General features: G+C 72.1%; 10 protein-coding genes and 2 pseudogenes. 5 read left to right on the top strand and 7 right to left on the bottom strand.

The annotated features are described in order from the left end of the window. The first annotated feature begins 231 nt into the window (after positions 1-231). The 3 genes and pseudogenes from ACLEQD_RS25795 (at position 232) to ACLEQD_RS25785 (ending at position 2,683) form a co-directional block, all read left to right on the top strand. Positions 232-1,265 (top strand): annotated as a pseudogene (locus ACLEQD_RS25795) (sensor histidine kinase). 219 nt (positions 1,266-1,484) lie between these two features. Further along, positions 1,485-2,165 carry a hypothetical protein gene (locus tag ACLEQD_RS25790; RefSeq protein WP_410387626.1) on the top strand — a complete coding sequence of 227 codons (681 nt, stop codon included), beginning with the start codon at positions 1,485-1,487 and terminating at the stop codon, positions 2,163-2,165. Between the two features lie 20 nt (positions 2,166-2,185). Further along, on the top strand, positions 2,186-2,683 hold the full coding sequence (locus tag ACLEQD_RS25785) for a hypothetical protein (protein WP_410387624.1): 498 nt from the start codon (positions 2,186-2,188) through the stop codon (positions 2,681-2,683). On the opposite strand, the gene ACLEQD_RS25780 is transcribed toward ACLEQD_RS25785, so the two are convergent. From ACLEQD_RS25780 to ACLEQD_RS25760, 5 genes and pseudogenes are all read right to left on the bottom strand, one after another. After that, positions 2,647-2,850 carry a hypothetical protein gene (locus ACLEQD_RS25780; RefSeq protein ID WP_410387622.1) on the bottom strand — a complete coding sequence of 68 codons (204 nt, stop codon included), beginning with the start codon at positions 2,848-2,850 and terminating at the stop codon, positions 2,647-2,649. The genes ACLEQD_RS25785 and ACLEQD_RS25780 overlap by 37 nt on opposite strands. A 21-nt stretch (positions 2,851-2,871) precedes the next feature. Further along, complete coding sequence (locus tag ACLEQD_RS25775) at positions 2,872-3,777, bottom strand: lytic transglycosylase domain-containing protein (protein ID WP_410387620.1); 906 nt, start codon at positions 3,775-3,777, stop codon at positions 2,872-2,874. Next, positions 3,690-5,579: pseudogene (locus ACLEQD_RS25770) on the bottom strand (PAS domain S-box protein). The gene ACLEQD_RS25775 and the pseudogene ACLEQD_RS25770 overlap by 88 nt, the downstream one beginning before the upstream one ends. 211 nt (positions 5,580-5,790) lie before the next feature. Beyond that, positions 5,791-7,119 carry a reverse transcriptase family protein gene (locus tag ACLEQD_RS25765; RefSeq protein ID WP_410387618.1) on the bottom strand — a complete coding sequence of 443 codons (1,329 nt, stop codon included), beginning with the start codon at positions 7,117-7,119 and terminating at the stop codon, positions 5,791-5,793. 260 nt (positions 7,120-7,379) lie between these two features. Beyond that, the gene (locus ACLEQD_RS25760; protein WP_410387616.1) at positions 7,380-8,117 is read right to left on the bottom strand and encodes an SDR family oxidoreductase; all 738 of its coding nucleotides are present in this window, start codon (positions 8,115-8,117) and stop codon (positions 7,380-7,382) included. A 150-nt stretch (positions 8,118-8,267) separates the two neighbouring features. Between ACLEQD_RS25760 and ACLEQD_RS25755 the strand changes: the two genes are divergently transcribed. Beyond that, positions 8,268-9,110 carry a helix-turn-helix transcriptional regulator gene (locus ACLEQD_RS25755; RefSeq protein WP_410387614.1) on the top strand — a complete coding sequence of 281 codons (843 nt, stop codon included), beginning with the start codon at positions 8,268-8,270 and terminating at the stop codon, positions 9,108-9,110. An 8-nt stretch (positions 9,111-9,118) separates the two neighbouring features. On the opposite strand, the gene ACLEQD_RS25750 is transcribed toward ACLEQD_RS25755, so the two are convergent. Beyond that, on the bottom strand, positions 9,119-9,511 hold the full coding sequence (locus ACLEQD_RS25750) for a VOC family protein (protein WP_410387612.1): 393 nt from the start codon (positions 9,509-9,511) through the stop codon (positions 9,119-9,121). 10 nt (positions 9,512-9,521) lie between these two features. After that, a complete protein-coding gene (locus tag ACLEQD_RS25745; protein WP_410387610.1) occupies positions 9,522-9,686 on the bottom strand; it encodes a hypothetical protein in 165 nt (54 codons plus the stop codon). 209 nt (positions 9,687-9,895) lie between these two features. Here ACLEQD_RS25745 and ACLEQD_RS25740 point away from each other — a divergent pair, with 209 nt between their 5' ends. Further along, positions 9,896-11,200 (top strand): phytoene desaturase family protein, encoded by a 1,305-nt coding sequence (locus tag ACLEQD_RS25740; protein WP_410387608.1) that lies wholly within the window; start codon positions 9,896-9,898, stop codon positions 11,198-11,200. Positions 11,201-11,458 lie beyond the last annotated feature (258 nt).

Genomic DNA, 11,458 nt, shown 5'->3' with positions numbered 1-11,458 from the left:
TGCGCCGCGTGCGGGAGCGCTTCCCGTCCGCCACCCCTTCGTCGTCACGGCCTTCCCGGAGGCCCTGCCCGGGGACTTCGAGGGCCGGTGCGTCCAGAAGCCCTTCGACACCGGGGCGCTGCTCGCCGCGCTCGAGCAGGTGCATGGAGGCGGCGCGTGACGGCGCCGGGCGGCGCGGGGGAGCGGCCCCGGGTGCTGGTGGTGGATGACAACGCGGCCCTCGCGGACAACATGAAGGAGCTGCTGGAGGACCAGGGCTACCAGGTCTCCGTCGCGACGAGCTGCGCGGGGCGCTGGAGCGGGCGCCGGCGGGCTTCGACGTGGCCCTGGTGGACATCCGGCTGCCGGACGGCGAGGGCACGCGGCTGGCCCCCCGGCTCAAGGCGCTGGTGCCGGACGGGGAGGTGGTGCTGCTCACCGGCCTGGGCATGCTGGAGGCGGCGGTGGCCGCGGTGCACGCGGCGCGTGCGCGTACCTGCTCAAGCCTGCGCCACCCCGGAGCTGCTGGTGACGCTGGAGCAGGCGCTGCGCCAGGTGCGGCTGCACCGCGAGAAGCAGGTGCTGGCCCGGCGGGCGCAGGTGACGGAGAAGCTGGCCGCGGTGGGCACGCTGACCGCGGGGCTGACGCACGAAATCCGCAACCCCCTCAACGCCGCCGTCCTGCAGCTCACCGTCCTGGAGCGCCGGGTGCGCAGGCTGGAGGAGGCCGCGCAGGGGCCGCTGCTGGAGCCGCTCCTGCTGGTGCGCGATGAGATCCGCCGCCTGGATCACATCCTCGAGGACTTCCTCCAGTTCGCCCGCCCGCGCGAGTTCAGGTCGGCCGCCGTGGCGGTGGCGCCGCTGTTCGAGCGCGTGGGCGGCCTGCTGGCCTGGCAGGCCGAGCAGCGCGGCGTGGCGCTGGAGGTGGAGCCGCCGGAGGGCCTGGAGGTGTGGGGGGAGGAGGAGCGGCTGCGGCAGGTGCTGCTGAACCTGGCGCTCAACGCGCTGGAGGCGACGCCGCCGGGAGGACGGGTGCGCTTCAGCGCGAGCGCGCACGGCGGGGACGTGGCGCTGTGCGTGGACGACAACGGGCCGGGCGTGCCGGAGGACGTGCGCGGGCGCTCTTCGAGCCCTTCTTCACGACGAAGGCGAGCGGCAGCGGGCTGGGCCTCTCCATCGTGCACGCCATCGTCACGCAGCACGGCGGCACCCTCCAGGTGGAGGACGGGCCGCTGGGCGGCGCGCGCTTCACCGTGCGCGTGCCCGCGGCGAAGCTGGAGGGGTGACTCCCGCGGGCTGGAGCGTGTCTGTGATTGGATAAAGGAGATTCCAGGCAAGGTCAGACAGTGCTGTCTCAGTCCGCGAGCGTGTTTTTCCCAGGCCGCGAGAACGTCCGCCCGGGGGGCGAAACACGTCGCGGAGACAGGGGTGATTGTCTATAGACGCCGCGCCGTCTGGAGGCGTCACTGAAGCGCTCGCACCGCAAGGTCTTCCCCACACACTCCTTGACCTGGTTCCTGGCGGGGCTGGCCCTGCTCTACGTCGAGGCCGCGGCGCTCCTGGACCCCCTGGGCGTGCCCCTGCTCCCGCACCGGATGATCCAGGACGTGCTGCGCAGCCCGTTCGGCTTCTCCCTGCTGCTGCTGGGCATCCCCTGCTGCATCTACGTCCTCGGGTGGCGGGCCGGGGACCTCTTCGCCTGGCTGCGGGCGCCGCACGCGCTGACGGTGGATGAAGACGGGCTGCGCGCCGGCACCCCGCGGATCCGGTGGCGGGACGTGCGGGAAATCGTCGAACAGCACGCGCACGACCGCCTCATCCTGCGCCACGCGGGCGGGACGCTCCGGCTGCGGCTGGACCTGTGGAGCGACGCGGGCGCGCTGCGCGAGGCCGTGCTGGGGCAGGTCGTCTCGCGCCTGCTGGAGCGCGTGAGCCTCCAGGTCTCCGCCGGGCAGCCGGTGCGCTTCGGGCCGCTGACGCTGGGCGACGCGGGGCTCACCCACCGGGGACGGCTCTGGCGCTGGGACGACATCGAGAGCATCCGCCTCCAGGACGAGGTGGACCTGGGCTTCGCGTCCCGCGAGCTGATCATCGTCGCCCAGGGCAGGACCCGGAAGTTCGACGAAGCGAAGGTCATCAACGCGCCAGTCCTGCTGGCCTACCTGTCAGACCGGCTGGCCGGCTGACGCACCCACGGACATCCAACATGGAAATCTACCGCTCCCCCCAGTCCAGGAAGCAGGCGGAGCAGCCGCGCGGCATCTACTACTCGCGGCTCAAGCTCATCTCCGGCGTGGTCATCTGGACGCTGGCCACGGTCTTCTTCGGCGTGCTCACCTGGCAGTCGCTCCCCAAGAGCAACGTCTGGATCTTCGTGGCGTTCATCACCCTGGCCTCGGCCTGGATGTTCTTCAACTGCGTCACGGCGCTGGGCAGGCTGGACAGGCCCGTGCTGCTCATCGGCCGGGACGGCATCCGCTTCCCGGACGGCGTGCTCATCGCCTGGGAGGACATGCAGGAGAACCTCTACGTGGACCAGTCCTACATGGGGCTCCCGGTCCTCAAGATGGTGCGGATCAAGACCACGCTCGCGAAGCCCCGCGTCAAGAAGATGCGGGTCTCCGCGCTCGCCATGGACAGCGACGAGTACATGGCGCTCTGCGACAGCTACAGCCAGGGCGGCGGCGCTCCCGCCACGCGCTGAGGTGACTCCGGCGCGGGCGTCAGGCCGACGGTCCGCGTCTTGCCGCCCTTGTCCACCTCCAGCTTGAGGCGCGGGGTCCCCTGGGCGTCGTGGAGCACGATGCTCGCCACGCGAAGCTGGATGCCGCTCCCGCCCCGGTCCCCCGGGGGACGCAATGCTTCCGTCATGGGTGCGTCATGCGCTGGGCGCTACGCGGGCAGCGAGCCCTGGCCGGTGGCCAGCGTGTTCATGAAGGACTTCACCTTCTGCACGTAGGTGGCGTCGCCGGTGCCGGCGGGGATGGCGTCCGGGTTGCTCTTGTCCACGCCGTTGGGGCCGGAGTTGTAGGCGCGCAGGGCCAGCTCATCGCTGCCGAACTGCTCCTTCATGTCCTTCATGTAGAAGGCGCCCGCGAGGATGTTGGTCTCCGGGTCGGAGAGGTCCTTGCCCTGGAGCTCCGGGTGCTTCGCCTGCAGCTCCCCGTAGGTGTTGGGGTTGACCTGCATCAGGCCGGTGTCCGTCAGGCCGTTGCCGCCGTTGGTGGAGACGGCCTCCAGGTTGCCGCGTGACTCCTGCCAGATTTGCGCGGCCAGCATCTCCGCCGGCATGCCCGTCTTGGCGGATGCGGACTCGATGGCGCCCCGGAACTTCTCCAGCCCCGCGGGCAGGTTGCCGCCCAGCTTCGAGCCCCCCGTGGACGACGCCTGCTGAGACGCCCCCGGCCCCACGACGCCGGTGTTGCCGTTGAGCGCCACGGGAGGACGCGACGAATCCGCGGGCGTGAAGCTGCTGTCGGAGAACGGCGGCGAACCCGAGCCGGACTTCCCACCCTGCGCGCCCTGCGCACCGGAGGCGCCCTGCGCACCGGAGAGCCCCCGCGCGCCGCCCGCCGCCTGCGCCACCAGCTGGACGATGGAGCTCAGCGCCGACAGCGTGTCCTGCAACAGCTTGCCCAGCTCCGCGCTCTTGCTGGAGCCAACGTCGAAGCCGTCCTGCTGGAGCCTCTCCACGCCCGGGGTGCGCCGCTTCATGCCCATGGGCCCGGAGGCGAGCCCCTCCACACCGCCGCCCTGGAGGTTGGCGGGACGGCAGGGGGCGGCGTCCTGCACCGGCATGCGGGACACGGGAGTGGAGGCGCTGCGAAGGGGCGAGAGGGCCATGGTGGGGGTTCCTCGAAAGGGATGGGGGTTTCCGGTTGAAGCGACACGGGAGCCCATAGCAGCGGCTGTGCCAGCCCCGTCCGGCCGGGCATCCGCTGGCAACCCACGGATTTCACGGGCAGGCGCCGGTGGCCGCCGGGAGCACGGCTGGTGACTCCCGTCACCGGCCGATGCCCACCGTCATCACCCGGACCCGCGGCGCGGGGGCACTGCCCGGGCGACACGGCGGATTCGGGCCTGCTCCGGGGAAGGCGCACGGTGAAGGTGGTGCCCTCCTTGAGGGTGGAGGTGACGGCGACGGTGCCGCCGTGGGCCTCCACCAGCTGCTTCACGATGTAGAGCCCCAGGCCCACGCTGCGGCCGGTGGAGTCCACCTCCGAGGTCGCGCGCTGGAGGGGCTCGAAGATGCCCGGCAGCTTTTAGGGAGGGATGGTCGGGCCCGGGTTGTGGACGGACAGGCACACCCATTCTCCGTCGCCCCGGGTCTTCACCTGCACCGGGCTGGGGTCAGGGCTGAACTTGAGGGCGTTGGTCACCAGGTTCTGCACCACCTGCGCCAGCCGCTCGGGGTCCCAGTGTCCGCTCGCATCGCCCCGCTCCTGCACCCGCAGGGTCCGGCCGGGGTGGGCCGCGTCCACCTGATCCAGCACCTGCCGCGCCACCTGGTGCAGGTCCGCGGCGCGGGGCGCGATGGGGATGCCTCCGCCCAGCCGCGCCCGGGTGAAGTCCAGCAGGTCCCCGACGAGGTGGGCCGCGCGGTGGACGGCGGACTGGATGCGCAGCACGGACTGGGCGCTGCGCGCATCGAGTTCCTCGCGGCGGGCCATGGCGCTCACCGTCAGGTGGATGGCGTTGAGCGGGGTGCGCAGGTCATGACTGACGATGCCGATGAGCTGCTGTTCGAAGTCGACGCGGTCCTGGAGCTGCCGGGCCAGGGCCTCCGCGCGCTGGTGCGCCCTCACCGTGTCCGTGGCGTCCCAGGACACCCCCATGAAGCCCTCCACGGTGCCATCCGGGCCCCGCATGGGCACGTGCGTGAAGTTGAAGTAGCGCTCCACCCGCTCGCCCGTGTCTCGGCGGGTGAACTGGCAGCGCTCCTCGGTGAAGGTGCGGGACTCCCCCTGCTGGAAGACGGGGTCACAGGTCCTCGCGATGACGGCCGGCCCCAGCTCCTCCGGGAGCACCTCGAGGAAGGGCCTGCCCAGCACCTCCTGTCGCTCCCGCTCCCAGAAGCGGCGCTGGACGGGGTTGGCGTATTGGATGACGTGGCAGGGGCCCCGGAAGATGGCGATGCCCACCGGGGCCTGCTCGAAGATGGCATAGAGCTTCCTGTGCTCGGCTGCCGCTTCGGCGTGGGCCGCCCGCTCCCGGGCAAGCAGGACCGCCCGCTCCTCCTCCGCCTGCTTGCGCGCGGTGATGTCCTGCGTGACCTTCACGAACCCGCAGGGGTGGTCCGTGTCGTCGCGCAGCAGCCACAGGTCCACCTCGGCGATGAAGCGGCTCCCGTCCTTGCGCAGCCGTGGTCCCTCACCCCGGAAGTGTCCCGTCTGGAGGGCCTCCCGCAGCTCCGCCTCCGGAAACCCCTGCTGGCGGGAGTCCTCGGGGAAGAGCATGCGGAAGTGTTGTCCCAGGACCTCGTCGGCGCGCCAGCCCTTGATGTGCTCGGCGCCTGGGTTCCAGCTGATGATGTGCCCTTGGAGGTCGATGCCGAAGATGGCGCGGTCCTTCGCGCTCTGGACCAGGAAGCGGAAGAGCACATCGGTGTTCGGCCCGGCGTGGGTGCACTCCTTGCGTGCCACGGTCCCTCCCGGTCTTGAAACACGCGGACCGCGAACCTCCGTTCCGCGCGTTTCAGGGAGCGGCCGCGCCGGGCCCCGTCCGGCCGGGCACCCTCACGGCTCCGGGCGGGCCTTTGGCAATCCCAGACGCAGAAGGCCCTCCACGGTGGCGACCGTGAGTTGTTGGCCTTCAATCCCACACGATCTGGTCGAAGAGCGCGCGCAGCCGGGCGCCTCGGGCGGGGTGCAGGTGCGTCACCCAGGAAATCCTTCCGAGCAGGTGCGCGCGGAAGTCGGGATGGCCGTGGGTGTTCTGGCTGGCCGGCCCCCGGGTGCGGCAAAGGTGCAGGATGGCTTTCAGCCGGTCATGGTCCGTGCGGCGGAGGGCGGGGTGCTCATTCACCACCACGCCCGCGAGCCACTGCTGGTGGCCCTGGAACATCACCCGCGTCTTCTCCTCGCGCACGGTGAAGCCCTCGTCGCGCACGATGCGGCGCACGCACTGGAGCAGGCGGCGGGCGCTCCTGCCCAGGGCTTCACCTCCCGAGAACGCCAGGTCATCCGCGTAGCGCGTGTAACGCGCGCCCAGCGCCCTGGCGAGCGCGGAGAGCCGGACGTCGAGCCGGTACGCGGCGAGATTGGCGAGCGCGGGCGACGTTGGCGCTCCCTGCGGCAGGTGACGCGACCCCAGCCTCCGCGCCAGCCGCCAGCGCGTGTCCACCTCCCGGGCGCTGCCTGCCTTCCGGGCCTTGGCGACCACCGCCCCCGGCGTCCGGTTCGTGCAGAGCCCCGCGAGCGCCCCCGCCACTCCATCCGGATACCCGGCGGCACGGAACACGCCCCAGACCCTGGGCGGCCGCACGGAGAGGAAGAAGTCCTCCAGGTCCAGCCGCACGACGACGCTCTGCCCTATGTGCGGTTCCACGAAGCCGCGGATCCCCCGGCCCCGGACGAACCCGTGCGCCGCTTCGTGCGGGGGAATCAGGTCCAGGATGCCGTGAAGCACCTTGCGCTGAAGCCTCGCGAGCGCTTCGCCGGGCTGCTCCAGGAGCCGCTCACCGCCGCTGCGTTTGGGTATCCACGTGTAGCGATAGCGCCGCCAGCGCCCTGGCGAAGTCGTGTGCTCCAGGCCCGCCCCGTCCGCGAGCCAGTCCAACTGGGCGCTCGTCAGCTTCAGCCAGTCCGCGAGGTCCGCCTGGGTGGGCAGGGCTGGAACGGGCCACGGTTGGCGCCCCATCTGCGGGGCCGCTGAAATCCAGCGCGACAGCCGCACCGGCGCCGTGGGATTCGCGCAGGCCTGCCTGAACGCAGGCCGTGTCGCGAGCAGCTCCGCGAGCAGCTCCAGCCGGTCGTGCGGTGGCCGGGGAAAGAACCTCAGCGTGCTCCTCGCGAGCGACACGAGCCACGGGAACCGGCCGCCCACGACCTCGGCCCCGTTCGCGACCAGGCCGGAGACCTTCCAGGGGGCCGCGAGGAAGGCGGACGCGAGCGCCCTCGCCACCACGTTCCGGTCGCTCATGCGCCACGCATCCGCCATGCGGCGGCCCGGTCCCACCTGTCCCGTCTGGCGTGGCCAGCGTCGCGGCTTGCCGCGAGGTCGGCCATGCGTGGGGAAGTGCTCCTTGAGATGATTCCCCGGGGGTACCCCGGAGAGGCAGGGGACCGTGTCTCCACGGACCGTCTACCCGCTGGGTTTCCAGACCGCCGCATGACGCGAGGAACCGTACAGGGCGCCGGGGCCCGGGTCGAGCCGGGACGCCTTCGCGGCCCCTCGCCCGGTCAGCCCTGCGCCGTGGGACGGACAATCACCTCGCCCACGTCCACGTCGGCGGGCTGCTCGATGGCGAAGGCCATGGCCCGGGCAATCGCATCCGGCGCGATGGCGATCTTCTCCAACGTCTCCGCGAACCGCGCACGGGTCTCCGGATCCTTCACGTGCTCGAGGAAGTTCGTCCGGGTCATCCCCGGTGAGATGACCGTCACCCGCAGCGCGGCGCCCGCCTCCTGCCGCAAGCCTTCGGAGATGGCGCGCACGGCATGCTTCGTCCCGGCGTAGACCGCCTGGCCGGGCACGATCCGGTGCGCCGCGGTGGACGCGGTGTGGATGAAGTGCCCGGAGCCCTGCTTGCGGAAGACGGGCAGGGCGGCGGCAATGCCATACAGCACGCCCTTGATGTTGGTGTCGACCAGCGCCTCCCAGTCGTCGACGCGCAGCTCGTCCAGGGGCGAAGTGGCGAGGCTGCCCGCATTGCTGACGAGGACGTCCAGCCTGCCGTATCGCTCGCAGGCCAGCCGGACGAGCCCCGCCACGTCCTCGCGCCGGGTCACGTCCGTCCGTGCAGGGAGGGCTTGCCCGCCTGCCTTCGTGATGCGCTCCACCAGCGGCTCCAGCCGCTCCAGCCTGCGCGCGCCGAGGACGACCTTCGCCCCGCGCCCGGCGAGCAGCAGCGCCGCCGCCTCGCCAATGCCGCTGCTGGCTCCGGTGATGGCAATGACCTTGTCCTGGATGCCTGTCATGACGCCTTCCTGCCCGGCGGGGTGAGGGGATGGCCGGGATTCCCCTCCAGGCCTACCCGGCCGGAGCCACGCCGGGCTTGGACGTTGTTGTCATGCCGAGCAGGTCCACTTCGCCCAGGCCAGCGCAGTTGCCGGCGTTAGGATCCCGCCGTGCCCGCTCTCCATCGCGACGCCCGGGATGGCCCGCTGTCCGTCCAGACCTTCCTGTTCCCGGAGCTGCCGGGAGTACAGCTGGTGCGCTTCAGGACGGATGGCCGGCTGTTGCGCTCCGTGAAGGAGCGCTTCTCGGTGACGCTGACGCAGCGGGGCCTTTCGGAGTGGTGGGGCCGCGGCCGGGTCCACGCCTCCACGCCCCGGACGGTCGACCTCAAGCAGCTGGGCGAAGTGCACCGGGACCTGCGCCGCGATGGGCCCGCCCGGTTCCAGTCGGTCGCCTTCGACGAGTCACTCGTCAGCGAAGCCCGCGAGGCCCTGGGCGCTCCGGCCTCCGCCCGTCTCCGCCACCTCCAGCTCGAACGGGAGCAGCCCACGGCGTCCGCCTTCGTGCGCCTCCACGCGCTGCTGGACGAAAGCCTGGCGGGACGGTCCAGCGCCCTGGAGCTCCAGGCGGCCCTGGCCGAAGCCCTCTCCGCCCTGGTGGAATGCCTGGGGCACCCGGACGCGCAAGAGCGGCGCTACCGCTGGCCTGTCCGGCGCGTGGTGGAGGCGCTGCACGAGGCCATCCCGGAGGGCATCACGCTGGAGTCGCTGGCCCGTCAGGTGGGCTGGAACCGCTTCCACCTGTGCCGAGCCTTCCGCGAGGCGCTGGGCATGCCTCCCCACGCGTACCTCACCCACCTGCGCATCTCGCGGGCCCGGCGGCTGCTGTCCCAGGGGCAGCCGCCTTCGGAGGTCGCGCTCCAGGTCGGGCTCTATGACCAGAGCCTGCTCAACCGGCACTTCAAGCGCATCGTCGGCATCACCCCGGGGCAGTTCGTGCGCGCCGTCCGGTGAGGCGCCCTTCAACCTCCTTGAGGCTGACGGAAGACCGCTTCGATGTTGTTGCCGTCCGGGTCGAGCACGAAGGCGGCGTAGTAGCCGGCGGGATAGCCTGATTCGACGCCGCGCAGCCCGGGAGCGCCGTTGTCGGTTCCTCCCGCCGCCACCGCGGCCGCGTGGAAGGCGTCGACCTGGGCGCGGCTCGTGGCGGCGAAGGCCGTGTGTTGCTTCACGCTGTGCGGATGGAAGCGGTCGATCCAGAAGATGGGGTACTCCCGGCCGTAGCCAATGCCATCCGCTCCGCTGTCCGAGGGAAGCTGCATGGCGCGGCGGAGGCCGAGCGCCCCCAGCGCCGCGTCGTAGAAGCGGGTCGAACGGGCGACGTCTGCGACTCCGATGCCTGTGTGGTCGAGCATGGGCTTCAGTCTACGGGCGCGACGCCGCGCTCGCGCATCCTGTTGCCCACCGACAGGGCGTGTTCGCGTTCAGCTCCCCCAGCGCGGAGGTCGGGAAGTCGACGGTGGAGAAGCCCTGGTTGAACGTCGCCGCCTTCTGGAGGCGGGCGAAGCGGCTGCGGGCGGACCGGGACACGGAGCCCCCGCGCGTGCTCGCCCTCCAGTGCTTGCCCCGCCGTCCGGAGGTGCGCCGCGGCGAGACGTCGCGGGGGGCTCCTTCGCGCGCTCGGGGCTGCCGGTCGACCGGGGGGCATGAGGCGCCCCGCGCTGTAACCTTTCGCCGTCCTCGTTCGTGGTGGCCGTTGGATGCCCGGAATGCGCCGGGCGCCGGGACGGAGGACGGACATGCAGGCGATGAAGGTGGCCGTGGTGGGCGGAGGGCTGGGCGGGCTCACGGCGGCGGCGTTGCTGGCGCGCGGCGGCTGCGAGGTGACGTTGTACGAACGCTCGAAGCACCTGGGCGGGCGGGCGCGGACGACGGAGGTGGAGGGCTTCCGCTTCAACCTGGGGCCGCATGCCCTGTACCGGGCGGGCGCGGCGCTGCGGGTGCTGGGGCGCCTGGGCGTGAAGCCCCAGGGAGGTGTTCCGGTGCCGACGGGCTCCCACGCGCTGCGCGCGGGCCGGCTGCACACGCTGCCTCGTGGGCCCGTGACGCTCATGACGACGGACGTGCTGTCGCTCGCCGGGAAGCTGGAGGTGGCGAAGCTGCTGGCGGGGTTGGCCCGCATCGACACGGGGCCGCTGGGGCCCATGTCGATGCGGCAGTGGCTGGAGACGCGCCTGACGCGAAAGGACAGCCAGGCGTTCATCGCGGCGCTGGTGCGTGTGGCGTCGTACTGCGCGGACCTGGACGCCCTCAGCGCGGAGGCGGCACTGAAGCAGCTCCAGTGCGCGACCGCCGCGAACGTGCTGTACGTGGACGGAGGCTGGAGCACGCTGGTGGACGCGGTGGAGCGGCTGGGGCGCGAGGCCGGCGTCCGGCTGGAGCTGTCCACGCGGGTGGAGGCCGTCGTCCTCCAGGACGGGGGCACGCGGGTCGAAGGCGTGCGGCTCGCGGACGGCACGGTGCACCGTGCGGACGCGGTGGTGCTGGCGGGCAGTCCCGGGGACGTGGCGGCGCTCGTGCCTGGGGACGCGGTGCTGGCCCGGGAGGCGCGGGAGGCGGTGCCCATCCAGGCGGCGACGCTGGAGCTGGGATTGTCGGCGCTGCCCAGGCCGGATGCGTTCTTCGCGCTCGGGGTGGACGGGCCCTGGTACGCGTCGGTGCATTCGGCCTCCGCGAAGCTGGCCCCGGAAGGGGGCGCGATGGTGCACGTGGCGAAGTACCTGGGCGGTGCGGACACGGAGTGCCGCGAGGCGGAGCTGGAAGCCGTGATGGATGCGCTCCAGCCGGGATGGCGCGCGAAGGTGGTGGCGCGGCGCTTCCGTCCGTCGCTCACCGTCAGCGGCGGTTTGCCCCAGGCCGCGAAGGGCGGGCTGACCGGGCGTCCCCCGGTGGAGGTGCCGCACCTCGGAGGGCTGTACCGCGTGGGCGACTGGGTGGGCGCGGAGGGCATGCTCGCGGACGCCTCCCTCGCGAGCGCCGAGGCCGTGGAGCAGGCCCTGATGCAACGCATCGCGACGCCCCGGCGTCGTGCGGCGGGAGCTTGAGCCGGATGAACGCACAGGAGGGAAGGGCACCCTGCGGGGGGGATCGCCTCATCGCCGCGGGAGCTCGCACCGCATGGACGCGCAGGCGCCAGACCCCCGGACCTTCAGGCGGAACACCTCCCGCCCGACGCGGTCCCCACTGGTCCGACAGTCGGACAAGTTTCGACGGCCCGGATGGAGCGGGAGCCCCGGCCAGGGCGGCTCTCCCAACTGGTCCAACAGTCGGACAAGTTTCGACGGCCCGGATGGAGCGGGAGG

The sequence above is a fragment of the Corallococcus sp. 4LFB genome, from assembly GCF_046520365.1.
GTDB lineage: Bacteria > Myxococcota > Myxococcia > Myxococcales > Myxococcaceae > Corallococcus > Corallococcus caeni.
The sequence above is the reverse complement of the archived record's forward strand: the minus strand, read 5'-3'. Positions and strand labels throughout refer to the sequence as shown.